Here is a 24,256-nt window from a genome sequence, read left to right on the forward strand (position 1 = left end):
GCTACCCCCTCGCGAAGCGCAGCGTCAGGATCTGGAACGGCCGGAGCGTCACCGACACCGAGCCGTCTGCCGACAGCTCACGCGCGGGGGCGTCCTCAAGCGGGCGTTCCAGGAGGTCCGTCTCGCTCACCGACGTGACCGGGGTACCCGCGGTGACGACCGCGTGGGCGCGTCCGCCGTGCGACTCGTAGAGCCGTACGACGACGTCGCCGCTGCGGTCGTCCGCGAGCTTGACCGCCTCGATCACGACCTGGTCGTTGTCGACGCCGACCAGTGGCGCCACGGCCTCGCCCGAGCCGCGCACCGTGCGCTCCGGCAGGTTGATCCAGTGGCCCTCCCGTACGGCGTCGCCGACGCTCGCGCCCGGCGCCAGCGCGAAGCGCAGCCGGTGGGTGCCCTGGTCGGTCTCCGGGTCCGGGTAGCGGGGCGCACGCAGCAGCGACAGGCGCACGGTGGTGGTCTGCCCGCCGTCGTCGCGGACCGTGCGGGTCACGTCGTGCCCGTATGTCGAGTCGTTGACGAGCGCCGCGCCCCAGCCGGGCTCCTCCACGTGGATCCAGCGGTGCGCGCAGATCTCGAACTTCGCCGTCTCCCACGAGGTGTTGGTGTGCGTCGGCCGGAAGACGTGCCCGAACTGCGTCTCGGACGCGGACCGTTCGGCCTTCACATCCAGCGGGAAGGCGGCCTTGAGGAACATCTCGCTCTCGTGCCAGTCCACTTCGGTGTCGATGTCGAGCACCTTCGCACCGGCGCGCAGCGTCAGCCGCTGCACCACCTTCGAGTCGCCGAAGGAGCGGGCGACGCGCACCGTGGCGCGCTCCTCGCCGGATTCGGCCAGCTCCATCTCGTCCGTGCCGGTCAGGTCGGTGACGTTGTGCCGGTAGAAGCGGTCGACGTCCCAGGCGTCCCAGTGATTGGGCAGGTCCGGGTGGATCTGGAGCAGGTTGGCCGCCTCGCCCGGTGCGACGCTCTCCCGGCGTCCCTCCTTGTCGTACGCGGAGACGACCAGGCCGCGTCCGTCGACCTCGATACGCAGCAGCCCGTTGGCCAACGTCCAGCCGCCGCCCGGCCGTTCCTCCACCGTGACGGGCGTGCCCCCGGCGCGCTCACGGGCCGGTGCCGCGCCGCCAGCGGCGACGCCGTCACGTGCGTGCGGCGCCGCGTTGAAGACGACCGGGACGTCGCCGCCGCCCACGAGCGCGGTCTGTGCGCCCGCGATGATCTCCTCCAGCTCGGACCGCACCCGTGCGTAGGTCTCCCGGGCCTCCCGGTGCACCCAGGCGATCGACGAGCCCGGCAGGATGTCGTGGAACTGGTGCAGCAGCACCGTCTTCCACAGCTCGTCCAGTTGCTCGTACGGATACTCGTACGGATCGGAACGCCCGGCGCGCACAGCGGCGGTGGCCGCCCACAACTCGGCCTCGCGCAGCAGGGATTCGCTGTGCCGGTTGCCCTGCTTGGTCTTCGCCTGCGAGGTGTACGTGCCGCGGTGCAGCTCCAGATACAGCTCGCCCGCCCACACCGGGGCCTTCTCGCCGTACTCCTCGTGGGCCTTGGAGAAGAACGCCGACGGCTTCTCGACCGTCACCCGCGGCGACCCCTCCAGGTCCTTCAGCCGCTCCGCACGCGCCAGCATCTCGCGCGTCGAACCGCCGCCCCCGTCGCCCCAGCCGAACGGCGCCAGCGAACGTGAACCGCTGCCCTTCTCCTGGTAGTTGCGCGCCGCGTGCGCCATCTCGGCGCCGCCCAGGTCGGAGTTGTAGGTGTCGACGGGCGGGAAGTGCGTGAAGACCCGCGTGCCGTCGATGCCCTCCCACCAGAAGGTGTGATGCGGGAACTTGTTCGTCTCGCTCCACGAGATCTTCTGCGTCAGGAACCACTTGGCTCCCGCCAGCTTCACGATCTGCGGCATGGCCGCCGTATAGCCGAAGGAGTCCGGCAGCCACACCTCCCTGGTCTCGACGCCGAACTCCTCCAGGAAGAACCGCTTCCCGTAGACGAACTGCCGCGCCATGGCCTCGCCGCCGACCATGTTCGTGTCGGACTCGACCCACATGCCGCCCACCGGCACGAACTGCCCGTCCGCCACCTTCTTCTTGACCTTCGCGTACACCTCGGGCCGGTAGTTCTTGATCCAGTCGAGCTGCTGCGCGGAGGACATCGCGAAGACGAACTCCGGGTGGTCGTCCATGAGATTGACCATGTTCGACGCCGTACGCGCCACCTTCCGTACCGTCTCGCGCACCGGCCACAGCCACGCCGAGTCGATGTGCGCATGCCCTACGGCGCTGACGCGGTGCGCGGAGGGACGCGCGGGAGTGGAGAGCACGCCGCTGAGCGCGGCCCGCGCGGCGGAGGCGTTGCCAACGATGTCATGAACGCCGAGAGCGTCCAGCGCCTCCTCGATCGCCCGCAGCAACTCCCAGCGCCGCGCGTCCTCCAGCGGCAGCTCCTTCATCAGCGACCCGGCGACCTCGAGGTCCTGCACCAGCTCCCACACCTCGGTCTCGAAGACCGCCAGGTCCATACGGCGCAGCCGGTAGAGCGGACGGTCGCTGGAGGTCAGCTTGTCGCCCTGGTACGTGGGCAGTTGGGGCGTGTTGACGATGGGGTTCGCCGCCGCCTCGACGAACAGCTCGACGTCCTCGCCCCCGGCCGCCGACTCCGCGACACGGACCCAGTCGTTGCGCGGGTTGAGCGCCTTCACGGCCTCGCCGTCGGCCCGGTAGACCAGCCCCTCGCACTGGAAGCCCGGCATGTTCCGGTCGAAGCCCAGGTCCAGCACCGCCTCTACGGTCCGTCCCTGCCACTCCGGCGGCACCCGCCCGGTCACCTTGAACCACGTCGTGCCCCACGCGGGGCCCCAGCGCTCACCTGCCTTCGAGGGCCCGTACGGGGCGGCGAGCCCTTCCGCCACGGGAACGGGTTCGCCGGGGGCATCCCAGCGCTCCACGGTCAGGGGCAGCGGACTGCTGTATACGGCGGGCTTGATCCGCTCGGCCAGGACACGGCGCAGGCGGTCCTCAACGATGCGGCGGTCGTCGTGCATGCGGCTGCTCCGATCTACGGGTCCTCGGGTGCTCGTTACGTTCCACCTGGTGAGGAGCCTGCCATTCCGCCGCCCGCGGCGACAGCGTTGTGTTTCAGCCCGGGGTGGCGTATTGGGGGCAGGCGCTCATGCCTCTCGACACGTCCCAGGGCGAGCACGGCGAGCACGACGACCACGGGCGTAGCACTACGGCCGTAAAGCCGCGCGCCCTGAACTCGGGGCTGCCGGAGTAGAGTTGAGCGGTGCCCGAGCTGAGGCGCCTGCACGCCGGCGACGCCCCCGCGGTCCTGGCCTTCGAGCTGGCGAACCGCGCCTACTTCGCTGCCTCGATCTCCGACCGCGGCCACGAGTTCTTCGACCAGTTCGCCGACAGGTACGGCGCCTTGCTTGCCGAGCAAGAGGCCGGGATCAGTGCCTTCTATGTGCTCGTGGACGAGGACGGATCGGTTCTGGGCCGGTTCAACCTGTACGACCTCAAGGACGGCACCGCCGAGCTGGGCTACCGGGTCGCACAGCGTGTCACCGGACGTGGCGTGGCGACTGAGACCGTACGGGAGCTGTGCCGACTGGCGGCGGCGCGGCACGGGCTGCGCACCCTTCGGGCGGCCACATCCCTCGACAACGCCGCGTCCCGAAGGGTGCTGACCAAGGCCGGGTTCGTCCCGGTCGGCCCGGCTGACCCGGCCGACGTCGGCGGTAAGCCGGGCACCTGGTATCAGCGGGACCTGGGGCTCCGGCCGTAGGCCGTGATCCTGCTGGTGGGGCTCCTCAGCGCTGCGTGGCGTAGCGGAGGAAGCGCGTCCAGCCGCCGCGCGGCACGGTGAGGTGGGGACCCTCCGGGTCCTTGGAGTCCCGTATGTGTACGGCGGAGGTCGCCTCGGCGACCTCGACGCATTCGGCACCCTCGTCGTCGCTGTAGCTGCTCTTGCGCCACGTACATGTGGACCGTATGCCGGATGTCCTCCGCATGTCCCTCATAGCTCTCCTGCCAACTGCTCGATGAATCGGGCAGATTGCTCGGTGTCCAGGGCCTGCATGCGGATGATTCCATGCCGCTGGATGCATGTCTGTAGCGGTTCTCGGTCAGTGATGAAGCTGCTCATGCCTTGAGTCTCGCTGTACGCGAGCGACCGGCCGTCACGCGTCTCCAGGAGGACGAGAGGCCCGAGAGGGCTGAACTGCCATCGCTCCATCGGCATTACCTGGATCGACACGTGTCGGAGTGCGGATCGCTCCAGCAGCAGATTGAGCTGTTCCTTCATCACCGACGGGCCGCCGACCGGCCGTCGCAGCGCGGCCTCCTCGATCACGAATCCGAGCACCACCGCGGGGGACCTGTCGAAGATCTCCTGCCGTTCGAGCCGTGCCGCGACGCGGTCTTCCACCGTTCCATCATTCAAGGGCGGGCAGTTCTGGCTCATCAACGCTTCGATGTACGGCTTCGTCTGCAACAGCCCAGGGACCCTGAACGGACTGTACGAATGGAAGCTCTCCGCGTCCCTCTCCCATTTGGCGAAGTCACGGAATCGGGCAGGCAGTCGTGCCTGGTCCACGATGTCCTCGATTGCGGCAAGCATCCCTCCCGCATCGAGAACTCGCTCCGCTCCCGTGATGAACTGCGGCTTCGGAGGACGCCTTCCCCGCTCCACTGACGAGACCTGATCGACGCCGTAACCGATCTGGCCCCCGAACTCCGCCTGTGTGAGCCCCGCCTTGTCCCGCAGATACTTGATCTGCGTGCCGACCGCCTTCAGCAGCGGGTCGCCACTGTCCGCCGCAATCGTCCAACTTCCTTCATGCTGAGCCGACTTCGCTTCGTGATCGCCTTCGCTGATCATTGGCCCACCCCCTTCATCCGTACTCAACACTCCGCACCAGGGACTCGTCACCGCTGGCTACTCGGACGTATGCGTGGGTGCTTCCGTACAACCGGTACTGGTACGGCTCATCCCCCTCGACCGATTATGGTCGGCCAACCACGCTCAGTGACGTGAAAACCGAGATCAGCCGGGCCGAAATCGGCGCGCCCGTACATGAATTCGTGCAGCTCTTCAGTTCGACTCCGCGCGGAGCGCGGCTCGCCCGGCTCGTGGGCGTTCGGCAACTCGCCGCGTGGGGCTGGCCGTACGACGACGAGGTCTCGCAGACCGGTTCGCTACTGATCGGGGAACTGGCCGCGAACGCCGCCACTCACGGCCGCGTCGTGGGACGTCGCTTCCGGCTCCGCATGGCCACCGGTCCGGGGCTGCTGCTCCCGGCCACGCTGCGGATCGAGGTGGCCGACGCCAGGGGCGAGTCCGTACCGCCTCCGGCTCCGGCTCAACTTCCGCCCCTCGACGCCGAGTCGGGCCGTGGCCTGCTGCTCGTACAGACGCTCGCGACCCGTTGGGGCACAGCTCCCCGCTCGCCGTCAGGCAAGACCGTCTGGGCGGATCTAGATCTGGACCAGGGCCAGGTCAGGGACGAGGGTCTGGGCGGGGACGCGGCCACATCAGCCCGATCCGAGCTCCCGGCCGAGGCCGCCGCGCTCACGGGCTGACGCGATTGCGCGCCCTCGCACCCCGACGAGCCGAACGGGTCCGGTCGCCCCGGGCCCGCCGACTCCCGTCGCCTGTACGGCAGTTGGCGCCCCGACGCGCCCGACGTGGGCCCCGTCACGTACGACTACGATGACGGCCGGTTCCGATGGCGGACGAAGGCGACACAACGGGGGCGCGCCGTGGCCGGGTACAACCCGCTTCAGTTCTCACTGATCAACGACGAGCCGGTCACCGACGCGGAGTCGGATCTGCTGGGCGCTCGCGACCCGGCGCAGCAGCTCGCCGCGCTGCTGGTCGCGTCACGCACCTCCACGCCCTTCACACTGGCCGTCGATTCGGGGTGGGGTACGGGCAAGAGCAGCCTGATGCGCCTGGTCGACAAGGAGCTGACGGAGGTCCACGGGGCGCGCACGGTCTGGTACAACGCGTGGACTTCGACCGATGCGGACAGGCCGGACACCCTCGAAGGTCTGATCAAGTCCGTTCTGATGCGCTTCGACAAGCGGATCGTGCGTCGCGTGATTCAGAGCTTCTCCGAGCGCAGAACCCTGCGGGCGTTCTGCCGCGCCGTCTTCGTACTGCTTGTGGGCGTGCTCGGGCTCGCTCCGCTGGTGAACCGGTTGTGGAAGGAGTTCTCCGTAAGTCCGCAGGCCCGGAACGCCACGCGGCAGGCGATCAGAACGGCAGTGGAGGAGCGGGTCGAGAACGGCGACTTCTCTCCGAGGGAACTGCTGGTCGTCTTCATCGACGATCTGGACCGCTGCTCGGAGGAGACGGTTCTCGCGGTGTGCGAGGCGGTGAAGGTCTATCTGGACGTGCCGGGGCTCGCGTTCGTCATCGGATGCGACCGCTCGGCGCTCTCGTCGAACGGTCTGCTGCGCGACCTGTCACCGGCCGGGTCGGCGTTCATGGAGAAGATCTTCCAGACGACCTTCCGGATTCCCGTACCGGACAGCGACGGCATCGAGGACTTCGTACGCCGGTGCGCTCGCGACTCCGGCATTCTCATGCTGCTCAACGAAGGACTCGTCACGCGCATCGCCGATCACTCCCAGCGCAATCCGCGGCGCATCAAGAAGCTGATCAACGGCTTCGTGCTGGAGGTCGGACTCAACCCGCTGTGGCGGGACTTCGTGTCCCAGGCCGCCGACACCGTGGTCAGCGCTCTCGTACTCCAGTACCTCTACCCGGACTTCTACCGGATGCTGGTCGGCCGGGTCGGCGCGGACGGCGACGTGCTCAACGAGTTCCAGACGTACCGTCAGGTGAGGCTCAGGCTCCTGGAGGTCGACGGCGACGCGGCGAGCGACGAGGAGGTCGTGCGCTTCTTCGCGGAACACCAGGTACGGCAGCCGCTGCTCGGGAACTCCGGCGCATGGGCTGAGAACCTGTCCGAGCTGGAAGCACAACTGCCCAGCGGCTTCCCGGAGTTGGCCAGTGACCGTGGATTCACGTCCCTGGTCGACGACTTGATGAACGAGCCGGAGGCGGAAGAGCTGATCAACCGGCTCCGGCAGCAGCCGCTCCAGAGCGCGGCCGAGCCCGCCGCGCCGCAGCCGGAGCCGTATGCCCCGGGGTACCAGTCGTACCCCGTTCCGCAGGCCTACCAGCCGTATCAGGGGATGCACGCGCCCCAGGGGCTGAACGCGCCCCAGGGGATGCAGGCGTACCCGCCGTACCAGTCGTATCCGCCTCTTCCGCCCGAGCCGACCGGCACCGCGGACGGCTCCAGGGGGCGCACCGCGCCGGCGCTGGAGGGCATGCACATCCTCTGGATCGACGACAGCCCGGACACCGTGGAACTGGACGTACGGGCGCTGCGCCGGGCAGGCGCGTCGGTCGAGGTGGTGGAGGACCGGGCGGAGGCGGAGCGCCGTCTCGCGGGGGAGGACCACGACTTGCTGATCTCGGACATCACCCGCGGTGCCGACCGGGAGGGGGGGTTCAAGGACGTCGAAGGTCTCGCGCGTGGCAACTTCTACACGGGCCCGGTGATCTTCTACACGGGCAGGGTCACGCCCGCCCGCGAGGCACGAGCCGAGGAGTTGGGCGCCGGGATCACGGCGAGCCCCGACATGCTCCAGCGGTTGGTCGCCAGGGTCGCGGCGGGGCGCGATTCGCGCGTCGACCCGCAGGCCCAGTCACAGTCGCCGTCGCAGGTGCCGTCACAGGCGCAGACGCCGCCTGCGTAGGGCCAGTTGCGGGGTGCGACCAGCGCAACGACGGCCGTTGCCACGGGTGTTGGCGGCACGCCGAATCCCTGCCCCCTTCGGGACGCCGCAGCCTGACCGCTCCCGATACCGCTCCCTATATCCTGTCTTCCAGGATATGCTGCCGCCATGGCATCGAGAGGTTTGACGCAGACGGCGTTCTTCGTCCTCGTCGCACTGACCGACGAGCCGCGCCACGGCTACGGCATCGTGCAGGAGGTCGACGCGCTCTCCGGCGGCCGCGTGCAGCTCCGGATCGGCACGCTCTACGGAGTCCTGGACCGGCTGGCGGCGGACGAGTTGATCGAGCTGGACCGGGAGGAGGCGCACCAGGGACGCCTGCGGCGCTACTACCGGCTGACGGACGCCGGTGAGGCGGCGCTCTCGGAGGAGGCGGAGCGCATGGCGGAAGGAGCGCGCACGGCGGCCCGGCGAGTGGAGGGCCGCCGCGGGGGAGCCACGGGGAAGCAGCCGCCCGCCGCCTCGCCCCCGCACGGGCACGTACGCCCCGGCCTCGCCGGAGGCGGCGCATGACCTCGCTGCTGGAGAAGCGCTACCGCAGGGTGCTGCGCATGCTGCCCGCGTCCTATCGCGCCCAGCGCGAGGAGGAGATCGTCGACACCTATCTCCAGGACTTCGACGAGTACGAGCAGGACGAACTGCGGCCCACCTGGCGGGAGGTGGCCAGCATCGCCGCGCTCGCCGTACGGACCCGGACGGGCGGTGCGGGCGCCGCTCCCCGCCATGTCCTCGCCGGTGCGACCGTGCGGCTGTTCGCGCTGCTGAGCATCCTGCTGCACGGCGCACGCGAACTCACCGACCGCGCCCTCGCGTTGGCCTACGTCAGCGGGGCGCCCGCCCGCGACCGCGACTTGTTCCTCGGCGTCTTCGACGGCCAGCAGGGCGTGCTCTCAGGTGTGCGCGAGACCCTTCTGTGGCTGCTGCCGCTGTGCTGGGTTGCGGCGTACGCGGCGCTGCTCCGGGACCGGCGGCGCACCGCTCTCGTGCTCTCCGTGCTCGCGGCCCTGCCCGCGCTGATGTTCGCCGTGGACTGGGCGACGGGCGGGCCGGTGCGGATCGACGGCTTCGACATCGCCTTCGCGGCCTCGGGCTGGCTCACCGTTCTCGCGCTTAGCTGCGCCTTCCACAGCGACGCACCGGCGGCCCGACTCCCGGCGGTGCGGCCAGGGTTGGCGCTGATGGCCGTCTGTGTGCTGATGGGCGGCTCGGTCGTGCTGTGGCGCGACGGGGCCGACTCCGTCTGGTCGAGCGGCACGGTCTGCGTCCTGGCGGGAGTGCTGTGGTGGGCTGCCGCGCTCGTACGCGGCGACCGGCGCGGTCGCTCCGGCGAGGCTCCCGCAGGTGAGGCTTCCGCGGGTGGCGCGGGCGATCCGGCCGTGCCGCTGGCCCTGGCGCTGCTGAGCCTCGTCGTGCTGGCCGAACGTACGGGGATGCTGGCGCTGCTCGTGCAGAGCCGTATGCCCGCCTCGTATCTGTACGCGGCGGGGGCTCAGGCGGCGGTGCTCGCGGGGCTGGTCGTCGCGCTGGGGGTCGCTGGAGGGCGTCTCGCGCGCCGTGGCCAGGCGCCGCTTCCCACCCGCGAGGAGAGCGGCGCCCTGGAGTAACTCCCGTACCGGCGGGGCGAGTCGGGGACCGTGGCTGGTGTGCGGTCCCGGCCGGGGCGGGTCAGGCGCTCGCGGGTGGCGGTGAACGCCTCACCGGCCGCCGGGCGGAAGACGGGCTCCGCGCAGTGCCCGCGGCGCCCTGCCCGGTGGCGCTCTGTCCGGTAGCGCCCCGCTCCCTCGTCCCCTGCGCCGCGTCGTCCGCGTCGTCCGTGTGGCCGTCGGCCACGTGTGCCTCGCCCGCCTGCCGCGACTGCTCGACGATCCGCTGAAGCGCGGAGACATGGTCCTCCAGCGCGGTGCGTCCGTCCTCGCTGAGGTTCAGCCAGGTCCGCGGACGCTTGCCCACGTAGCCCTTCTCGACCTCCACATAGCCCTGCTTGCCCAGGGTCGTGACCTGCTTGGACAGCGCCGAGTCGGACATGCCCACGGCGTCGCGCACCCAGCCGAACTCGGCCCACTCCGTGGCCGCCAGGAGCGACACGATGGACAGGCGCGTGGGGTCGAGGAGGACCGGGTCGAGGTCGGCGTGCGTCATGTGCGGACCGCGCCCGTCCCGTGCGGTGTGCCGCGCTTGCCGGGCGAGAGCAGCGCCCTCTCCAGCGTGGGGCCGAAGAAGATCAGTACGGCGGCCAGTACCGCGCCGAGAGCGGTGTGCCAGTAGGGGAGGTCGAGGTGTGCTCCCGAGAGGCCGACCGCGAGCGCGAGGACCACGATCACGAGTGGCACCCATCGGGTCCGGGCGGCGGCGTTCCTTGCGACGGCCTTCCTGTCGACCCGGGCCGACCGGCCCAGCGCGCTCGATCCGCGTCGCGTCCGCAGCAGTATCGCGTACAGGACGATCAGGAGCGAAAACCCTATGGATATCCATGAGTTGGCGTCGCTTCCCAGGAAGTCACGGGAGGCGAGGTTCACCAGCAGCAGCACGCCGACGACCACCCGGACCCAGGTCGCGTCGCTCGTCGCGGTATCCAGCGCCTGCTCTTCGCGCCGGCCGATCTGCTCCAGGGCGCGTGCCGCCTCGTCGGGCGTAGGACGCCGGTCGGTCATCGTGACCACTCCCGTACTTTCTCTCGTCGGAACTACTTTCCTAGCGGGAAAGTAGCAGTCCGTTGTCCGGATCGGCAAGTGGTTTCCTGAGTGGAAAGTGCTTGGTGTGGAGGGGAGTTGGCGGAGGGCGGTCGTGGGGCGGCGCACGGGGGCCGTGCAGAGCGGCGTGCCCGCGGGCTGGTCACGCTCTCGCGTGGACGGATCACGCGGTCCCGGGCGTCCGCGTCAACTGCCGGGCCCCGTCCAGTGTTCGGGGCCCGCCCGGTGCTCGACCTGCCCGGGGGTTCAGGGCTTGACGGACCTGTAGTAGTGACGGGCCCCGCTGTGGAGCTGTAGCGGGGTCGTGTAGATCGCGGTGCGCCGGTCGACCTTCTGTGCCGCGTGCACCTTCTCGCCGATCTGGTCCCGGCTGTTGAGCACCGCACGCGTCATGCCCTCGGTCAGTGCTGTGTCGGTGCGTTCGGTCGTCACCAGCAGGTTGGCCACGGCCACGGTGTTGACCGGTTCTCCCTGCTGCACCGCCGGATAGGCGTCGGCGGGCATCACCGCGGCACGGTAGTGCCGGGTCTCCGGTTCCAGGGCGTGCAGCTTCTCCACCAGGTCGCCGAGCTGGACGAGTTGGATGTTGGTCTTCGCCGAGAGGCTCTCGATGGCGGTGGTGGGAAGGCCGCCGGACCAGAAGAAGGCGTCGATCTTGCCCTTCTCCAGCAGGTCGGGCATGCGGTCTATGCCCTTGTGCACCGCGTGCACGTCCTTGTCGACGTCGAGGCCCGCGGCGCGCAGCAGCCGTCCGGCTATGAGGTTCACGCCGGAGCGCTCCTGGCCGACGCCGACCCGCATCCCCTTGAGGTCCTTCGCGCTGCGTACCGGGGAGCCCGCCGGAACGACGAGCTGCATGTAGTCGTCGTAGAGCCGTGCGCAGGCGCGCAGCCTGTCGGCGCCCGGCTCGCCGTCGTCGCGGTAGGTGGCGACGGCGTCCGCCGCCGCGATGGTGAAGGAGGCCTTGCCGGAGGTGACCATGTCGAGGTTCTGCACCGAGCCCTGGCTGGCCAGCAACCGCAGTCGCACATCGGGCAGTTCGCGGTGGAGACGGTCCTTGAGAAGGCTGCCGTAACGTGCGTACACGCCGGTGGGCACGCCCGTCGCGAACGAGACCGTGCCGCTGGGGGAGGAGGAGCCGGCGGGGACGAGCCACCACAGCAGCAACCCGAGCACGACGACCAGTACGCCGGCGACTCGCGACGGGCGCCGCATGCCACGGTGAATGCTGTGGCTCATGCGGTCTGCGGTACGGCGGAGGCTGAACATGGGCGTGATCGTGCCAGCCCGGCGCCCGGGACGCGAGAGTGCGGGATTCGGGGACGCACACCGCCGCGCCCTCGCTCCGTCGGCGGCCCCGGGGACACCTACGGCGCTACGGCCCCGCGCTCATCGCCGCCGCAGCCCGTACAGCAGCTTCTCCACCGCATCGGGCACCACCGTCTCCAGATCCTGGCCTTCGAGCATCCCGCTGCCGCTCATCGCCGTCAGTCCGTGGAGCGTCGCGAGCGCCACCTGAGCCAGCGACTCCGGGTCGCCGGGCACCAGTTCACCCGTCTTCTGCGCGTCGGCGATGACGCCGAGCGCCACTGCGAAGGCCCGTTCCGCCGCAGCGTGCACCGACTCGGCCCCCTCGCGGTGCTTGCCCGCGTACATCAGCTCCAGCAGCGCCGCGTGCCGCGTGGCGAAGCGCACATACGCGTGTGACAGGGCCTTCAGGCGCGATGTGCAGTCCGGTTCGGCGTCGCGCACGGCGTCGTCGAGGTCCTGGCCGAGCCGTACGAAGCCCTCCTCGGCGAGCGCGTCCAGCAGCGCCTGGCGGTCCCCGAAGTGGCGCCGGGGCGCACCGTGGCTGACGCCGGTCTCGCGGGCGAGTTCGCGCAGGGACAGCGCGGCGACGCCGCGTTCGCGCACCGTCTCCTCGGCCCTTGCGAGGAGGGCGGAGCGGAGGTTGCCGTGGTGGTAGGAGCGGGCGCACATGGCGGCAGAGTAACCGAACGCCGCAGGCCGGGGGCCAGGTGAGGGCGGCGGGACTCCCAGGTGGGAGGCGGTAGTTGACTCCGAATGTTGTCACTGACTACATTCGGGGCCATGAAGAACTCCGCATGGACAGCACAGCAGCTCCCCGACCTCACCGGCCGCACCGTCGTCGTCACCGGCGCCAACAGCGGCCTTGGCCTGGTCACCGCCCGCGAGACCGCCCGCGCGGGCGCCCATGTCGTACTCGCCGTACGGGACACCGCCCGCGGCGAGGCCGCCGCCTCCACCCTCACCGGCAGCACGGAGGTACGGCGCCTCGACCTCGCCGACCTGGCCTCCGTACGGGCCTTCGCCGACCAGTGGCAAGGACCGCTCGACATCCTCATCAACAACGCCGGTGTGATGGCCGTGCCCGAGCGCCGCACCGCCGACGGCTTCGAGATGCAGATCGGCACCAACCACCTCGGCCACTTCGCCCTCACCAACCTCCTGCTGCCCCACATCACCCGTCGTGTCGTGACCGTCTCCTCCGCGATGCACCGCACCGGACGCATCAACTTCGACGACATCAACTCCCGTGGCGGCTACAGCCGTTGGGCGGCCTACGGCCAGTCCAAGCTCGCGAACCTCCTCTTCACCGCCGAACTCGCCCGCCGCCTGGAGGCCGCCGGATCGCCCGTCACCGCACACGCCGCCCACCCCGGCTACGCCGCCACCAACCTCCAGTCGCACTCCGCCAGCAAGCTGGAGAACGCGTTCATGGCCGTGGGCAACCGCCTGTTCGCACAGCGGGACGACATGGGCGCGCTGCCCACCCTCTACGCGGCGACCCAGCCGCTGCCCAGCAACAGCTACACCGGTCCGGGCGGCTTCATGGAGAGCCGCGGATACCCGGCACCGTCCGGCAGGAGTGCCGCCGCCCGCAACGAACGCGACGCCGAGCGGCTGTGGACCCTGTCCGAAAGCCTCACCGGAGTCGCCTTCCCGCTCACCTCCGCCACCACCGGGCCCGCCTGAACCGCAGGAAGCAGGCCGCGGCTCACGCACCGCGGCAGGCTCCGCCCGCAGCGCCCACGGGCCCGTGAGCGGGGGGCGTGCGCCGCGCCCGAGCGCGTACCCTGTCGGACTGAGATGACTGCGAAGACTTATGAGCTGCGGACGTTCGGCTGCCAGATGAACGTCCACGACAGCGAGCGGATGGCGGGCCTGCTGGAGGAGGCGGGCTACGTACGCGCGCCCGAGGGCGCGGGGGGCGCCGACGGCGGCAGCGGGTCCGGCGCGGACCTCGTCGTCTTCAACACCTGCGCGGTGCGGGAGAACGCCGACAACCGCCTGTACGGCAACCTGGGTCAGCTCGCGCCCAAGAAGGCGGCCAGGCCCGGCATGCAGATCGCCGTCGGCGGCTGCCTGGCGCAGAAGGACCGCGAGACGATCGTGAAGAAGGCCCCCTGGGTCGACGTCGTCTTCGGCACCCACAACGTCGGCAAGCTGCCGGTGCTGCTGGAGCGCGCCCGCGTACGGCAGGAGGCGCAGGTCGAGATCGCCGAGTCGCTGGAGGCGTTCCCCTCGACGCTGCCCACGCGGCGCGAGAGCGCGTACGCGGCCTGGGTGTCGGTCTCCGTCGGATGCAACAACACCTGCACCTTCTGCATCGTTCCGCAGCTACGCGGCAAGGAGAAGGACCGCAGGCCCGGCGACATCCTCGCGGAGATCGAGGCACTGGTCGCCGAGGGAGTCACCGAGATCACGCTGCTCGGGCAGAACGTCAACGCCTACGGCTCCGACATCGGCGACCGCGAGGCGTTCAGCAAGCTGCTGCGGGCCTGCGGACGCGTCGAGGGCCTGGAGCGGGTCCGGTTCACCTCGCCGCATCCGCGCGACTTCACGGACGACGTGATCGAGGCGATGGCGGAGACGCCCAATGTGATGCCGCAGCTCCACATGCCGCTCCAGTCGGGCTCGTCCCGCGTACTGAAGGCGATGCGGCGCTCCTACCGCCAGGAGCGCTTCCTCAAGATCATCGAGAACGTCCGTGCCGCGATGCCCGAGGCGGCGATCTCGACGGACATCATCGTGGGCTTCCCCGGCGAGACCGAGGAGGACTTCGAGGAGACGCTGCACGTCGTGCGGGAGGCGCGCTTCGCGCAGGCGTTCACCTTCCAGTACAGCAAGCGGCCCGGGACGCCCGCCGCCGAGATGGACGGGCAGATTCCGAAGAAGACCGTGCAGGAGCGCTACGAACGGCTCGTCGCCCTCCAGGAGGAGATCTCCTGGGAGGAGAACAAGAAGCAGGTCGGAAGGACCCTCGAACTCCTCGTCGCCGAGGGCGAGGGCCGCAAGAACGACGCCACGAACCGCCAGTCCGGCCGCGCGCCCGACAACCGCCTCGTGCACTTCGCCCGTCCCGAAGTGCCGGTGCGTCCGGGCGACTTGGCCACCGTCGAGGTGACCTACGCGGCTCCGCACCATCTGCTCGCCGAGACACCGCCCGCAGCGGTACGGCGTACCAGGGCCGGCGACGCATGGGAGGCACGCAACGCGGCACCGGCGGTGGAGTCCGGGCAGCGCGGCGTGATGCTCGGTCTGCCGACCGTCGGGGCGCCCGCGCCGCAGCCCGCAGGAGCGGGCGGAAGCGGCTGCCAAGCCTGCTGACGGGCGGCTCGTTCGCCGGGCCGGACCGCAGGTCCAGCGTCACCGCGGAGACGAGCACGGCGGGGGAGCGGACGGGACGGAAGCCGACCGGCACGAGTCCGGATCGTCCCGTTACACAGAGCGACTTGCGGCGTTAAGCTGCGCGCCATGCTTGTCGCCGCCGCCACATGCCCCAGCCCGCCCCTGCTCGTCCCCGAGGTCGCCGGAGGCGCGGCCCACGAGATGGACTCCGCCCGCGCCGCGTGCGACGACGCGCTCGGTGCCCTCGCCGCCGCCCGTCCCGACCGCCTACTGGTCATCGGCCCCGCGGAACAGCCCGCGCGTGGCACCCATCCACAGGGAGCGCGCGGTTCGTTCAGCGGCTACGGAGTGGACCTGGAGGTCTCGCTCGGCAAGGGCGAACCTCCCGCGGACGCACGCCCGTTGCCGTCGTCGCTGGCCGTCGGGGCGTGGCTGCTGGACCGCGCCGACTGGACCGCCGCCCCCGTGGAGGGACTCGGCGTCGGGGAGCCGCTCAGCCGTGAGCGGTGCGAGGAGACGGGACGTCAACTCGCGGACCTCGCCGAACGGGTGGCTCTGCTGGTGATGGGCGACGGCACCAACTGCCGTACGGTCAAGGCCCCCGGTTACTTCGACGAGCGCGCCACGGCCTTCGACGCGGAGGCGGCCCGAGCGCTGGGAGAGGCCGACGCGGCCGGACTACTGGCGCTGGACGAGGAGTTGGCGTACGAGCTGAACGCCTCGGGACGCGCGTGCTGGCAGGTGCTCGCGGGCGCGGCGGGCGGCGCGGACGCGCAGGGCGGACTGCGGGGCCGGCTGCTCTACGACGAAGCCCCTTACGGAGTCGGCTACTTCGTCGCTAGCTGGAGCTGACCGGGGCCGCGGCCACGGGACTTCGACGGCGGCGCCGCGGATGCCCCGATGAGGGGCCGCGGCGCCGCGGGCCGGACGACACCGTCCGCAGGCCGCATGCGTGGACGCCGCACGCGTAAGGCCCCGTGCGAAAGACCCCACGCGTAAGACCCCGTGCGTGTGGGCGTGCCCCGCCGGAAACCCGGCAGGCGCACGCCCACATGTATTCACGAACCGACGCGGCCGGCCCGCGCCCGGCGCGGTTCAGGAGCCCTGAGGGCCCTTCCCGCCGCCTCCGGAACCGCCTTCGCGGCGCCCGTACTTCTCGGCCTGGTCCTTGGCCTTCTGCGTGCCGCTGCGGATCTGTTCGCTGTACTTGCCCTTGGTCTTCGAGTCGGCCATGCCCGCGGCCTTGTCGATCCCCTTGGAGACCTTCTCGCCGTGCTGGCCGAGCATGCCCTTGACCTTGTCCATGAAGCCCATGGGGGGCCACCTTCCTTCCGTCCCTAGTGCCTCGGCGGCAGTTCGGTTACGGGTCAGTTGCGGGCGTCGTCCGCGGCGTCGCTGTCGGCTGCCCCGTCGGCCGACTGCTGCTTCGGGATTCCGACCTCCTCGGGGCCGTCCCCGGCTCCGGTCACCGCGCTGACCTCCTGTTCCTTCGCCTCCTGGCCCGTACCCGGCACGTCGGCCGGTGCGGCCCCGTCGGCCGGCTTCCGGGACGACCCGGCCGAGCGGCGCAGAAGCCTTGCAAAGACGCCCATATCTACACTCCTGACCTTACTAACGTGGCTGCGATCCGGCCCACCGGGGAAGAGCACCGCCCCCGCCCGCGGCGGAACGTCCCGGAGTCCGGCCCTGATCCCCGGCGCTGGAACCCTTGATTCCGGCTCTGGAGCCCTCGCAACAGGCAACGAACCCACCGGGCCGCCGTCACGTCGCCCGTTCGGGTCCGGATCAGCGCAGGAGGTTTGCGACACTGACGGCGTGAATGCCGCAGACCCGTCCCCGTCCGAGTCCCGTGCCACGGGACGCCCCGAGGCCCGTTCCGCGGCACCTCCCGAGTCCCGCGCCCGCACCGCGGCGCCGTCCGTGCGGACCGCGCCCCGTCCCCGTGGCGGTGCCGCGCCGCCCGTGATCGCCGTGGTGGGCCCTACCGCCGCGGGCAAGTCCGACCTGGGCGTCGCCCTCGCCCGCCGTCTCGGCGGCGAAGTGATCAACGCGGACTCGATGCAGCTCTACAGGGGCATGGACATCGGCACCGCCAAGCTCCCGCCCGGCGAGCGCGAGGGCGTACCGCACCATCTGCTGGACGTCTGGGACGTCACGGTCACCGCCAGCGTCGCCGAGTACCAGCGGCTTGCCCGCGCGGAGATCGAGCGCCTGCTCGCGGCGGGACGGGTTCCGGTCCTCGTGGGGGGCTCGGGCCTCTACGTACGCGGGGCCATCGACGCCATGGACTTCCCCGGCACGGACCCCGCGGTGAGGGCGCGGCTGGAGGAGGAACTCGCCGATCTGGGCTCCGGAGCGCTGCACACCCGCCTCGCGGAGGCAGACCCGCAGGCGGCGCGGGCGATCCTGCCGAGCAACGGCCGCCGCATCGTGCGCGCCCTGGAGGTCATCGAGATCACCGGCCGCCCCTTCACGGCGAACCTCCCCGGCCACCAGGCCGTCTACGAGACGGTCCAGCTCGGCGTCGACGTCGCCCGCCCCGAGCTGGACGAGCGGATCGCCGCCCGTGTCGACCGCATGTGGGAGCAGGGACTCGTCGCGGAGGTACGGGAGTTGGAGGCCGCGGGGCTGCGTGCCGGGCGCACTGCCTCCCGCGCGCTGGGCTATCAGCAGGTCCTCGCGACCCTCGCGGGCGAGTGCACCGAGCAGGAGGCGCGCGAGGAGACCGTGAGGGCCACGAAGCGCTTCGCACGCCGCCAGGACTCCTGGTTCCGCCGCGACCCTCGGGTCCACTGGCTGAGCGGCGCGGAACGCGACCGGCCGGAACTGACCGGGAAGGCCCTCGACTTGCTGGAGGAGGCGGTCACGGGCTGAGCCGCGTGACCGTCGCCGCCTGCCGTAACGGGAAGTCCCCGCCTGCTGCTTGGGCGGGGACATCCCCTGTGGCCGGTCCGGTTCCCGGCCCCTACGGTGACGCGGGGGACCGGGAACCGGTCTGTGCCGGGGGCACTGGGGTGCTCGTCCGCGACCGTACGACGGCGTTCGGCGGGGCATCAGGCCCTCGGGAGGGGGTAGTTGGGGCCGGACGGGGAAGGCGGCCGGACTGCCGTAGCGGGGCTACTTCATGAGCCAGTCGGTCTTGGCGGTCTTGTCGGCGATGTGCCAGGTGATGGAGGGCATGTCGCCGGGCTTGAGCGAGGCGCTGGTGCCGACTTCGGTACGGAGCTGAACGCTCTGGCCGGGGTCGAGGTTGAGGGGTACGTCCTTGCAGAGCGAGGTACCGGCGTCGCCGTCGACGACATGGCACGGAGTTTCGACGAGGTCGCCGTCGCGGTCCTGGTAGACCACGTTGAAGCCCCATTTCACGCCCTCGGGGCCCAGCTTGAGGGTGATGTCCTGGTTGCCGATGCGCTTCCCGCCGGTGTTCTTCACGTAGATTCGCGGCACCGCGCTTCCACCCGGCTTCGCCGTGATGTCCGGGACCGGCTTGAGATCGACCTTCGCGTCGTCGCTCGGCGGGGGCGGCGGAGCCGGGGTGCTGCCGTTGATCCGCCACAGGGTCTTGTTGTCCTCGTCGGTGGCGTAGAGGCCGCCGTCCTTGTCCACGGCCACACCGCGGAAACCCCCGCCCGTCGCTGCCTTGTGCTTTTGATGGCTGGCCAGGTCGACGTCCCAGATGGCGTCTCCACCGTCATCGCCGACGTAGGCGTGACCGTCCCGGAGCGCCACGTCATGCACGTGGCCGAGGCGGTCGGCGACCAGTTCGGGCCCCCTGGCGGCGTTGAGATCGAGACGGTAGAGCGCCTCATCTTGAGAAGACGTCACATAGGCGACACCAGAGGGATCGATGGCGACGCCCGTGGCGCTGGCAACGGTGGCGATCTTGTTAGGCGAACCGGAGCTTGAGGGGTCGACCTCCAGGACCCTGTCGTACAGCCAGTCGGTGACGATGACCTTGCCGTCGTCCTTCACGGCCACGCCGCGTGGGCGGCCCAGGCCCGAGGCGACCTTTGCGATGGGGTACTGAGGACCGGAAAGATCGACCCTGTACAGCTCACCCCTGGTCCGGGAAGCGACATAAGCGTTGCCCTTGCCGTCCAGCGCGGCACTCTCAACGCCTCCGAGGCCGCTGACGATCGTCTCCTTCTTCCCGGTGGCAAGGTCCACCCTCACCAGTTCGCCGTTCTTGTTGTCCGCAACATAGGCATGGCCCTGGCCGTCCAGCGCCACGGAGTACGGGTCACCCAATTCGTCGACGACGGCCTTGTTGCAGTTTTCGGAAGGGCACTTGACGGGTTCCGTCTCAGCGCCGGCTGTCGGCACGGCAGCCGACGGCTCCGCCGCCGCGGCGGCGGGTGTGGCGAGTGCGACGCCGCCGGAGGCGATGGCGGCCACCGTCACCGCGGCCGTAAGCCAGCGCGAACCCCTACTACGGGCACGGGAGTTGCGGTCGATCGTTTGCATGATGCTCCTTCGACGGGCGCGTACGAGGCAGGCACCGTTCCTGCCCGAGGTGCGTCACGCGCCCTCCCCGGGGGGAATGCGCACCGCCCGGACCGCACAAGCCGATCTCCGGCTCACTTGGGACACCCTGGCCAACGGCACGGCCTGACGGTGACGAGCCGTGCGGCCGGTTACGCGGCACCCTCGCGCCGCCCTCTGCGCAGCCGTCCGCGCCGACCGGTGCTGACCTGCCACAGCCCCGGAAGAGCGGCCCGGCCCCGGGAACCGCTGTATCGCCCAAGGACCGCTGAACGGCCGGTCACAGCCTGATCACGTCATGGCATCGGGACGTCCCGGGCGTCCGCCGGGGCTATTCGGGCGTGCCATCATCGACCAACGATCGGAGCCTGCATTTTGTAGTTGGGAGGGCGGGTGGCGATGGAGGCCGGCCCTCGTGACAATGAGGAGACCGCCGTCGACGAGGCTGAACGCGCCGGGACCGTAGGTCGCATCGACGACCTCACGGACCTCGATGCCCGCAGCGCCATGCCCCTGGGCAACGGGGACCACGCGGAAGGCGCCCCCACCGGCCGCCCCCGCGGATCGGGGCGCATCGGCGGCGCCTCGGGCGACGGTGAAGGCTCCGGAGGCGACGACGCCCTGGACGTCGACGCGGGACCGGACGAGGACCCGGACGTGGACGCCGGCGTGGACGACAGCGACGACGCCCAGGACGGCGCCCGCGACGACGCGCCTCCCGAGGCCGACGGCACCCCCGTGGAACCTCAGGAGCTGCGCCCGCCGCGCAAGTTCCGGCTGTGGCAGATCGCCCCCATCGTGGTGCTGAGCGCGCTCGGCTCGCTGATGTTCGCCTTCCCGCTCGCCTTCGAACCGGGCGGCGGCACCGGCGCCGTGGTCTCCATGCTCGGGCTGCTGATCTGCGGCTGCGCCGCCGGCTGGGTCGTGGTGGCCGCCCGCCGCGTGGGACTGTCCTGGCCGGGCCTGCCCGCTCCGGACTCGGGCCGTCGTGCCGACTGGCGGATCGTCGCGCTGTACGCCGTGATCGTGGGCACCGTCGTGGTCCTGGCGATCTGGCGCGTCGCAAGGCTGCGCTGACCCACCAGGCGCCGCCCGGACCGAGGCCGCCTCCAGGCCCGGAGAGCGCTCCGGCCTGGTGCGCAGCATGCGTACGTCTCCCGCTCCCGTACGATCGGCAGCATGACCGGCGCACAGCCCGTGCCGTTCCTCAAGGGGCACGGCACCGAGAACGACTTCGTGATCCTTCCCGACCCGGACGGTCTGCTGGAGCTGACCGCGGAGACGGTGGCCCGGCTGTGCGACCGGCGGGCGGGCATCGGCGGCGACGGTCTCCTGCGCGTCGTACGGTCCGCTTCCCACCCGGAGGCGCGGGAGATGGCCGCCGACGCCGAGTGGTTCATGGACTACCGCAACTCCGACGGCTCGGTCGCTGAGATGTGCGGCAACGGCGTACGGGTCTTCGTCCGCTGTCTGGAACGTGCCGGGCTGGTCAAGGCCGGTGAGGTCGCCGTCGCCACCCGCGCCGGAGTGAAGCGCACGCATCTCGCCGAGGACGGCTCGGGTGTCACGGTGGCGATGGGCCCCGCCGTGCTGCCGGAAGGCGCCGTGAACGTACGCGTGGGCGCACGAAGCTGGGACGCGGTGCACGTGAACATGGGCAATCCCCACGCGGTCGCCTTCGTAGGCGAACTCGCCGACGCGGGAAGCCTGTTGGAGGCTCCGGCGGTGGAGCCCGCCGCCGCTTACCCCACCGGTACGAACGTCGAGTTCGTCGTGGACCGAGGCCACCGGCACGTCGCGATGCGCGTTCACGAACGAGGCTCGGGCGAGACGCGGTCGTGCGGTACGGGCGCGTGCGCGGTGATGGTCGCGGCTGCGCGGCGCGACGGCCTCGACCCCGTCGCCGACGGCGAGGACGCCACGTACACCGTCGACGTCCCCGGCGGCACCCTCGTGATCACGGAACGGGCCGACGGCGAGATCGAGATGACCGGGCCCGCGGTGATCGTCGCCGAGGGGACCGTCGAGGCGGAGTGGCTGCGCGCATAGCCACGGCGGCGTCAGCCACAGCGGCACCTTCGAGGTCCTCCCGCAACCGCCGCACACCCCGGCTCCGCAAGCCGTCCGGCGCCTGTCCCCGACACCCGTACAGCGGGCGGACTGAGGGTTGTTCAGGAAACACACTCTCAAATGGTCAGCGCCTCAACGTCGCTCGGACGGGTGATCCGTTTCACGCTGCGCAGGACCCGGTCATCAGGGTGTGCTGGGGTCGGTAGCATCACAGGCCCCGGTCCGGCCCGGGGTTGCTTCATAGGGATCGACGGGCTCCACGGGCTCGACGGGAGGTGCCATGAAGAGTCTGCGAAGGCTCAGCCGCGCGGCCCTGCTGGGCCAGGCACCGCGCCGCGACGGGCTTCCCGACGCCATGGAGCATGTGGCCAAGGTCCATCGCGCACACCATCCCGGCGCCGATCTCGGTGCTCTGCGCCGTGCGTACGTACTCGCGGAGTCCTCGCACCGCGGTCAGATGCGCAAGAGCGGCGACCCTTACATCACTCATCCGCTGGCCGTCACGTTGCTGCTGGCCCAACTCGGGGCCGAGACCACGACGTTGACGGCCTCCCTGCTGCACGACACGGTCGAGGACACCGATGTGACGCTGGAGCAGGTGCGCGAGGAGTTCGGTGAGGAGGTGGGCTATCTCGTCGACGGCGTCACCAAGCTGGAGAAGGTCGACTACGGTGCCGCCGCCGAACCCGAGACGTTCCGCAAGATGCTGGTGGCCACCGGCAACGACGTCCGGGTGATGTCCATCAAGCTCGCGGACCGGCTGCACAACATGCGCACGCTCGGCGTGATGCGTCCCGAGAAGCAGGTACGCATCGCCAAGGTCACCCGCGACGTGCTGATTCCCCTCGCCGAACGCCTGGGAGTGCAGGCGCTCAAGAGCGAACTGGAAGACCTCACCTTCGCGATCCTCCACCCCGAAGAGCACAGGCTGGCACGGGAGTTGATCGCCGAACACACCAAGGAGCCCGATCCGCTCACCGGGGTCGCCACCTCCGTACGCAGACTGCTGCGTGAGGCCGATATCGCCGCGCAGGTGCTGATCCGGCCCCGGCACACCGTCTCCGTGCACCGACTGCGCCTGAAACGGGGAGAGTTGGGGCCGTGCGACTTCGGGCGGCTGCTCATCCTCGTAGAAGAGGACGCCGACTGCTACGCGGTGCTGGGCGAACTGCACACGTGCTTCACCCCGCTCGTCGCGGAGTTCAAGGACTTCATCGCGTCACCGAAGTTCAACCTCTACCGCTCGCTGCACACGGCGTTCGCCGACGAGGAGGGCAGGGTCGCCGAAGTCCTCGTACGCACAAGGGAGATGCACCGCGTCGCGGAGGCCGGAGTGATCGCGCTGGGCGACCCGCACCGGGCCTCCGCATCCGGCACGGGCGAGGGCGAGGGCACCGAGCCCGGCGGACCCGGCTGGCTCTCCCGGCTGCTGGAGTGGCAGAGCCACGCCACCGACACCGAGACCTTCTGGGCGGAGCTGCGCGACGAGCTGGCGCAGGACGGTGAGATCACCGTCTACTGCGCCGCTCCCGGAGCCGCGCCCGCCTCCGGCGGAGGCGCCCTGCCGCTGCCCGCCGGTGCGACATGCGTCGACGCCGCCTACGCGCAGTACGGCGAGGCGGCACACCGCTGCATCGGCGTCCGCGTCAACGGGCGGCTCACCGCGCTGAGCACCGTGCTCAAGGACGGCGACGCCGTGCAGCTCTTCATGGAGCCCGCCGTGGGCACGGTGCCCTCCGGCCCGTCGCCCGAGTGGCTTGAGCACGCCCGTACCCCCGCCGCCCGCATCGCCATCCGGCAGTGGCTCGCGGCCCATCCGGCCACGCCGGAGCAGGTGTCGACGCGGCTGGTGCCCCTGGCCGGGGTGAGCAGCGGCGCGGACGTCCTCGGCGAAGGACCCGCCGAGGAGGGCGCGGCTCCGCCCGCCGGGCGCACCGGAGCAGAGACGCATCACGACTCCCGGACGAGCGCGCGTCGCGGCGAGTGCGACAGGGGCGCGGCGGACGGGACCACCGGCTCCGGCTCCTGGGAGGGCGCCGCCTCGGTCGTGGCGGAGGACCCGCGTGCGGTCGTGAGGCTCGCCGGGTGCTGTACGCCCGTGCCGCCCGACAGCGTCACCGGCTTCGCGGTGCGCGGCGGTGCTGTGACCGTGCATCGCGACAGTTGCCAGTCCGTGGCCCGTATGACCTCCACCGGGCGGCGTCCGGTGCCGGTGCGCTGGCAGCAGGGGGCCTCCGGGTGCCGGGTGACGCTGCGAGCCGAGGCCCTGGGCCGTACTCATCTGCTGGCCGATCTGACGGAGATCATCGCCGCGCAGGGCGCGACCGTCGTCTCCGCCGAGGTCGAGCCGCCCCGCGAGCAGCGTGTGCTGCACACGTACACGCTCCAACTCCCCGACGCCGCCGGGCTGCCCGCGCTGATGCGTGCCATGCGCGGCGTGCCCGGGGTCTACGACGTGACGCGTGCCGCGAGGCCGGTGCCCGCCCGCTGACCGTCGCGCGGCGACCCGCTGCCCGGTCCGCGCCCCGCACCCGGACTTCT

At 70.9% G+C, this 24,256-nt stretch carries 22 protein-coding genes; 12 read left to right on the top strand and 10 right to left on the bottom strand.

Annotated elements, in window-relative coordinates; genetic code table 11:
- Position 1: 1 nt before the first annotated feature.
- Positions 2-3,049, bottom strand: coding sequence for an alpha-mannosidase (locus MMA15_RS22170; RefSeq protein ID WP_241061859.1), 3,048 nt, complete (start codon positions 3,047-3,049; stop codon positions 2-4).
- Between the two features lie 242 nt (positions 3,050-3,291).
- Here MMA15_RS22170 and MMA15_RS22175 point away from each other — a divergent pair, with 242 nt between their 5' ends.
- The gene (locus MMA15_RS22175) at positions 3,292-3,792 is read left to right on the top strand and encodes a GNAT family N-acetyltransferase (RefSeq protein WP_241061860.1); all 501 of its coding nucleotides are present in this window, start codon (positions 3,292-3,294) and stop codon (positions 3,790-3,792) included.
- A 25-nt stretch (positions 3,793-3,817) separates the two neighbouring features.
- Here MMA15_RS22175 and MMA15_RS22180 read toward each other — a convergent pair whose 3' ends face one another.
- Complete coding sequence (locus MMA15_RS22180; protein WP_241061861.1) at positions 3,818-4,018, bottom strand: DUF397 domain-containing protein; 201 nt, start codon at positions 4,016-4,018, stop codon at positions 3,818-3,820.
- 5 nt (positions 4,019-4,023) lie between these two features.
- Positions 4,024-4,887 carry a helix-turn-helix domain-containing protein gene (locus tag MMA15_RS22185; protein ID WP_241061862.1) on the bottom strand — a complete coding sequence of 288 codons (864 nt, stop codon included), beginning with the start codon at positions 4,885-4,887 and terminating at the stop codon, positions 4,024-4,026.
- Between the two features lie 152 nt (positions 4,888-5,039).
- Here MMA15_RS22185 and MMA15_RS22190 point away from each other — a divergent pair, with 152 nt between their 5' ends.
- The 4 genes from MMA15_RS22190 (at position 5,040) to MMA15_RS22205 (ending at position 9,424) form a co-directional block, all read left to right on the top strand.
- Entirely contained in the window at positions 5,040-5,588 is a 549-nt protein-coding gene (locus tag MMA15_RS22190; protein ID WP_308290576.1) for an ATP-binding protein, read from the top strand.
- A gap of 180 nt (positions 5,589-5,768) precedes the next feature.
- Entirely contained in the window at positions 5,769-7,781 is a 2,013-nt protein-coding gene (locus MMA15_RS22195) for a P-loop NTPase fold protein (protein ID WP_241061863.1), read from the top strand.
- Positions 7,782-7,928: 147 nt separating this feature from the next.
- Positions 7,929-8,333 (top strand): PadR family transcriptional regulator, encoded by a 405-nt coding sequence (locus MMA15_RS22200; RefSeq protein ID WP_372498285.1) that lies wholly within the window; start codon positions 7,929-7,931, stop codon positions 8,331-8,333.
- The gene (locus tag MMA15_RS22205; RefSeq protein ID WP_241061864.1) at positions 8,330-9,424 is read left to right on the top strand and encodes a hypothetical protein; all 1,095 of its coding nucleotides are present in this window, start codon (positions 8,330-8,332) and stop codon (positions 9,422-9,424) included. Before MMA15_RS22200 ends, MMA15_RS22205 begins: the two co-directional genes overlap by 4 nt.
- A gap of 61 nt (positions 9,425-9,485) precedes the next feature.
- Here the strand turns inward: MMA15_RS22205 and MMA15_RS28305 are convergent, their stop codons facing one another.
- From MMA15_RS28305 to MMA15_RS22225, 4 genes are all read right to left on the bottom strand, one after another.
- Positions 9,486-9,959 (bottom strand): winged helix-turn-helix domain-containing protein, encoded by a 474-nt coding sequence (locus MMA15_RS28305; RefSeq protein WP_308290577.1) that lies wholly within the window; start codon positions 9,957-9,959, stop codon positions 9,486-9,488.
- Complete coding sequence (locus MMA15_RS22215) at positions 9,956-10,471, bottom strand: OPT/YSL family transporter (protein WP_241061865.1); 516 nt, start codon at positions 10,469-10,471, stop codon at positions 9,956-9,958. Before MMA15_RS22215 ends, MMA15_RS28305 begins: the two co-directional genes overlap by 4 nt.
- A 285-nt stretch (positions 10,472-10,756) precedes the next feature.
- Positions 10,757-11,749 carry a TAXI family TRAP transporter solute-binding subunit gene (locus MMA15_RS22220; protein ID WP_241061866.1) on the bottom strand — a complete coding sequence of 331 codons (993 nt, stop codon included), beginning with the start codon at positions 11,747-11,749 and terminating at the stop codon, positions 10,757-10,759.
- A 150-nt stretch (positions 11,750-11,899) separates the two neighbouring features.
- On the bottom strand, positions 11,900-12,490 hold the full coding sequence (locus MMA15_RS22225; RefSeq protein WP_241061867.1) for a TetR/AcrR family transcriptional regulator: 591 nt from the start codon (positions 12,488-12,490) through the stop codon (positions 11,900-11,902).
- A 111-nt stretch (positions 12,491-12,601) separates the two neighbouring features.
- Here MMA15_RS22225 and MMA15_RS22230 point away from each other — a divergent pair, with 111 nt between their 5' ends.
- The 3 genes from MMA15_RS22230 (at position 12,602) to MMA15_RS22240 (ending at position 16,015) form a co-directional block, all read left to right on the top strand.
- On the top strand, positions 12,602-13,507 hold the full coding sequence (locus tag MMA15_RS22230; RefSeq protein WP_241061868.1) for an oxidoreductase: 906 nt from the start codon (positions 12,602-12,604) through the stop codon (positions 13,505-13,507).
- 114 nt (positions 13,508-13,621) lie between these two features.
- On the top strand, positions 13,622-15,142 hold the full coding sequence (miaB, locus tag MMA15_RS22235; protein ID WP_241061869.1) for a tRNA (N6-isopentenyl adenosine(37)-C2)-methylthiotransferase MiaB: 1,521 nt from the start codon (positions 13,622-13,624) through the stop codon (positions 15,140-15,142).
- A 147-nt stretch (positions 15,143-15,289) separates the two neighbouring features.
- Positions 15,290-16,015, top strand: a complete 726-nt coding sequence (locus tag MMA15_RS22240) for a class III extradiol dioxygenase subunit B-like domain-containing protein (protein ID WP_241061870.1) — start codon at positions 15,290-15,292, stop codon at positions 16,013-16,015.
- Positions 16,016-16,258: 243 nt separating this feature from the next.
- Here MMA15_RS22240 and MMA15_RS22245 read toward each other — a convergent pair whose 3' ends face one another.
- Together MMA15_RS22245 and MMA15_RS22250 are read right to left on the bottom strand one after the other, a co-directional pair.
- A complete protein-coding gene (locus MMA15_RS22245) occupies positions 16,259-16,477 on the bottom strand; it encodes an antitoxin (RefSeq protein WP_241061871.1) in 219 nt (72 codons plus the stop codon).
- Positions 16,478-16,530: 53 nt separating this feature from the next.
- Positions 16,531-16,755 carry a hypothetical protein gene (locus MMA15_RS22250; protein ID WP_241061872.1) on the bottom strand — a complete coding sequence of 75 codons (225 nt, stop codon included), beginning with the start codon at positions 16,753-16,755 and terminating at the stop codon, positions 16,531-16,533.
- Positions 16,756-17,083: 328 nt separating this feature from the next.
- On the opposite strand from MMA15_RS22250, the gene miaA reads away from it, so the two are divergent.
- Entirely contained in the window at positions 17,084-18,037 is a 954-nt protein-coding gene (miaA, locus tag MMA15_RS22255) for a tRNA (adenosine(37)-N6)-dimethylallyltransferase MiaA (RefSeq protein WP_241063364.1), read from the top strand.
- Positions 18,038-18,280: 243 nt separating this feature from the next.
- Here miaA and MMA15_RS22260 read toward each other — a convergent pair whose 3' ends face one another.
- Entirely contained in the window at positions 18,281-19,627 is a 1,347-nt protein-coding gene (locus MMA15_RS22260) for an NHL repeat-containing protein (RefSeq protein WP_241061873.1), read from the bottom strand.
- 525 nt (positions 19,628-20,152) lie between these two features.
- On the opposite strand from MMA15_RS22260, the gene MMA15_RS22265 reads away from it, so the two are divergent.
- The 3 genes from MMA15_RS22265 (at position 20,153) to MMA15_RS22275 (ending at position 24,206) form a co-directional block, all read left to right on the top strand.
- Positions 20,153-20,722: a hypothetical protein gene (locus MMA15_RS22265; protein WP_241063365.1), complete on the top strand. Its 570-nt coding sequence runs from the start codon at positions 20,153-20,155 to the stop codon at positions 20,720-20,722.
- Positions 20,723-20,824: 102 nt separating this feature from the next.
- Positions 20,825-21,694 (top strand): diaminopimelate epimerase, encoded by an 870-nt coding sequence (gene dapF / locus MMA15_RS22270; protein ID WP_241061874.1) that lies wholly within the window; start codon positions 20,825-20,827, stop codon positions 21,692-21,694.
- A 301-nt stretch (positions 21,695-21,995) separates the two neighbouring features.
- Positions 21,996-24,206, top strand: a complete 2,211-nt coding sequence (locus tag MMA15_RS22275; RefSeq protein ID WP_241061875.1) for a RelA/SpoT family protein — start codon at positions 21,996-21,998, stop codon at positions 24,204-24,206.
- The last annotated feature ends 50 nt before the right edge of the window (positions 24,207-24,256 follow it).

The sequence above is a fragment of the Streptomyces marispadix genome (assembly GCF_022524345.1).
In the GTDB taxonomy this organism is placed as follows: Bacteria; Actinomycetota; Actinomycetes; order Streptomycetales; family Streptomycetaceae; genus Streptomyces; species Streptomyces marispadix.

Excerpts from the sequence above, each read along its gene's own strand:
- MMA15_RS22265 (WP_241063365.1), top strand. The coding sequence starts at position 20,153 with ATGCCCCTGGGCAACGGGGACCACGCGGAAGGCGCCCCCACCGGCCGC.
- dapF (WP_241061874.1), top strand. The coding sequence starts at position 20,825 with ATGACCGGCGCACAGCCCGTGCCGTTCCTCAAGGGGCACGGCACCGAG.
- MMA15_RS22170 (WP_241061859.1), bottom strand. The coding sequence starts at position 3,049 with ATGCACGACGACCGCCGCATCGTTGAGGACCGCCTGCGCCGTGTCCTG.
- MMA15_RS22185 (WP_241061862.1), bottom strand. The coding sequence starts at position 4,887 with ATGATCAGCGAAGGCGATCACGAAGCGAAGTCGGCTCAGCATGAAGGA.
- MMA15_RS22225 (WP_241061867.1), bottom strand. The coding sequence starts at position 12,490 with ATGTGCGCCCGCTCCTACCACCACGGCAACCTCCGCTCCGCCCTCCTC.
- MMA15_RS22260 (WP_241061873.1), bottom strand. The coding sequence starts at position 19,627 with ATGCAAACGATCGACCGCAACTCCCGTGCCCGTAGTAGGGGTTCGCGC.
- MMA15_RS22245 (WP_241061871.1), bottom strand. The coding sequence starts at position 16,477 with ATGGGCTTCATGGACAAGGTCAAGGGCATGCTCGGCCAGCACGGCGAG.
- MMA15_RS22275 (WP_241061875.1), top strand. The coding sequence starts at position 21,996 with ATGAAGAGTCTGCGAAGGCTCAGCCGCGCGGCCCTGCTGGGCCAGGCA.
- MMA15_RS22215 (WP_241061865.1), bottom strand. The coding sequence starts at position 10,471 with ATGACCGACCGGCGTCCTACGCCCGACGAGGCGGCACGCGCCCTGGAG.
- MMA15_RS22180 (WP_241061861.1), bottom strand. The coding sequence starts at position 4,018 with ATGCGGAGGACATCCGGCATACGGTCCACATGTACGTGGCGCAAGAGC.
- MMA15_RS22205 (WP_241061864.1), top strand. The coding sequence starts at position 8,330 with ATGACCTCGCTGCTGGAGAAGCGCTACCGCAGGGTGCTGCGCATGCTG.
- MMA15_RS22240 (WP_241061870.1), top strand. The coding sequence starts at position 15,290 with ATGCTTGTCGCCGCCGCCACATGCCCCAGCCCGCCCCTGCTCGTCCCC.
- MMA15_RS22200 (WP_372498285.1), top strand. The coding sequence starts at position 7,929 with ATGGCATCGAGAGGTTTGACGCAGACGGCGTTCTTCGTCCTCGTCGCA.
- MMA15_RS28305 (WP_308290577.1), bottom strand. The coding sequence starts at position 9,959 with ATGACGCACGCCGACCTCGACCCGGTCCTCCTCGACCCCACGCGCCTG.
- MMA15_RS22230 (WP_241061868.1), top strand. The coding sequence starts at position 12,602 with ATGAAGAACTCCGCATGGACAGCACAGCAGCTCCCCGACCTCACCGGC.
- MMA15_RS22250 (WP_241061872.1), bottom strand. The coding sequence starts at position 16,755 with ATGGGCGTCTTTGCAAGGCTTCTGCGCCGCTCGGCCGGGTCGTCCCGG.
- miaB (WP_241061869.1), top strand. The coding sequence starts at position 13,622 with ATGACTGCGAAGACTTATGAGCTGCGGACGTTCGGCTGCCAGATGAAC.
- MMA15_RS22220 (WP_241061866.1), bottom strand. The coding sequence starts at position 11,749 with ATGAGCCACAGCATTCACCGTGGCATGCGGCGCCCGTCGCGAGTCGCC.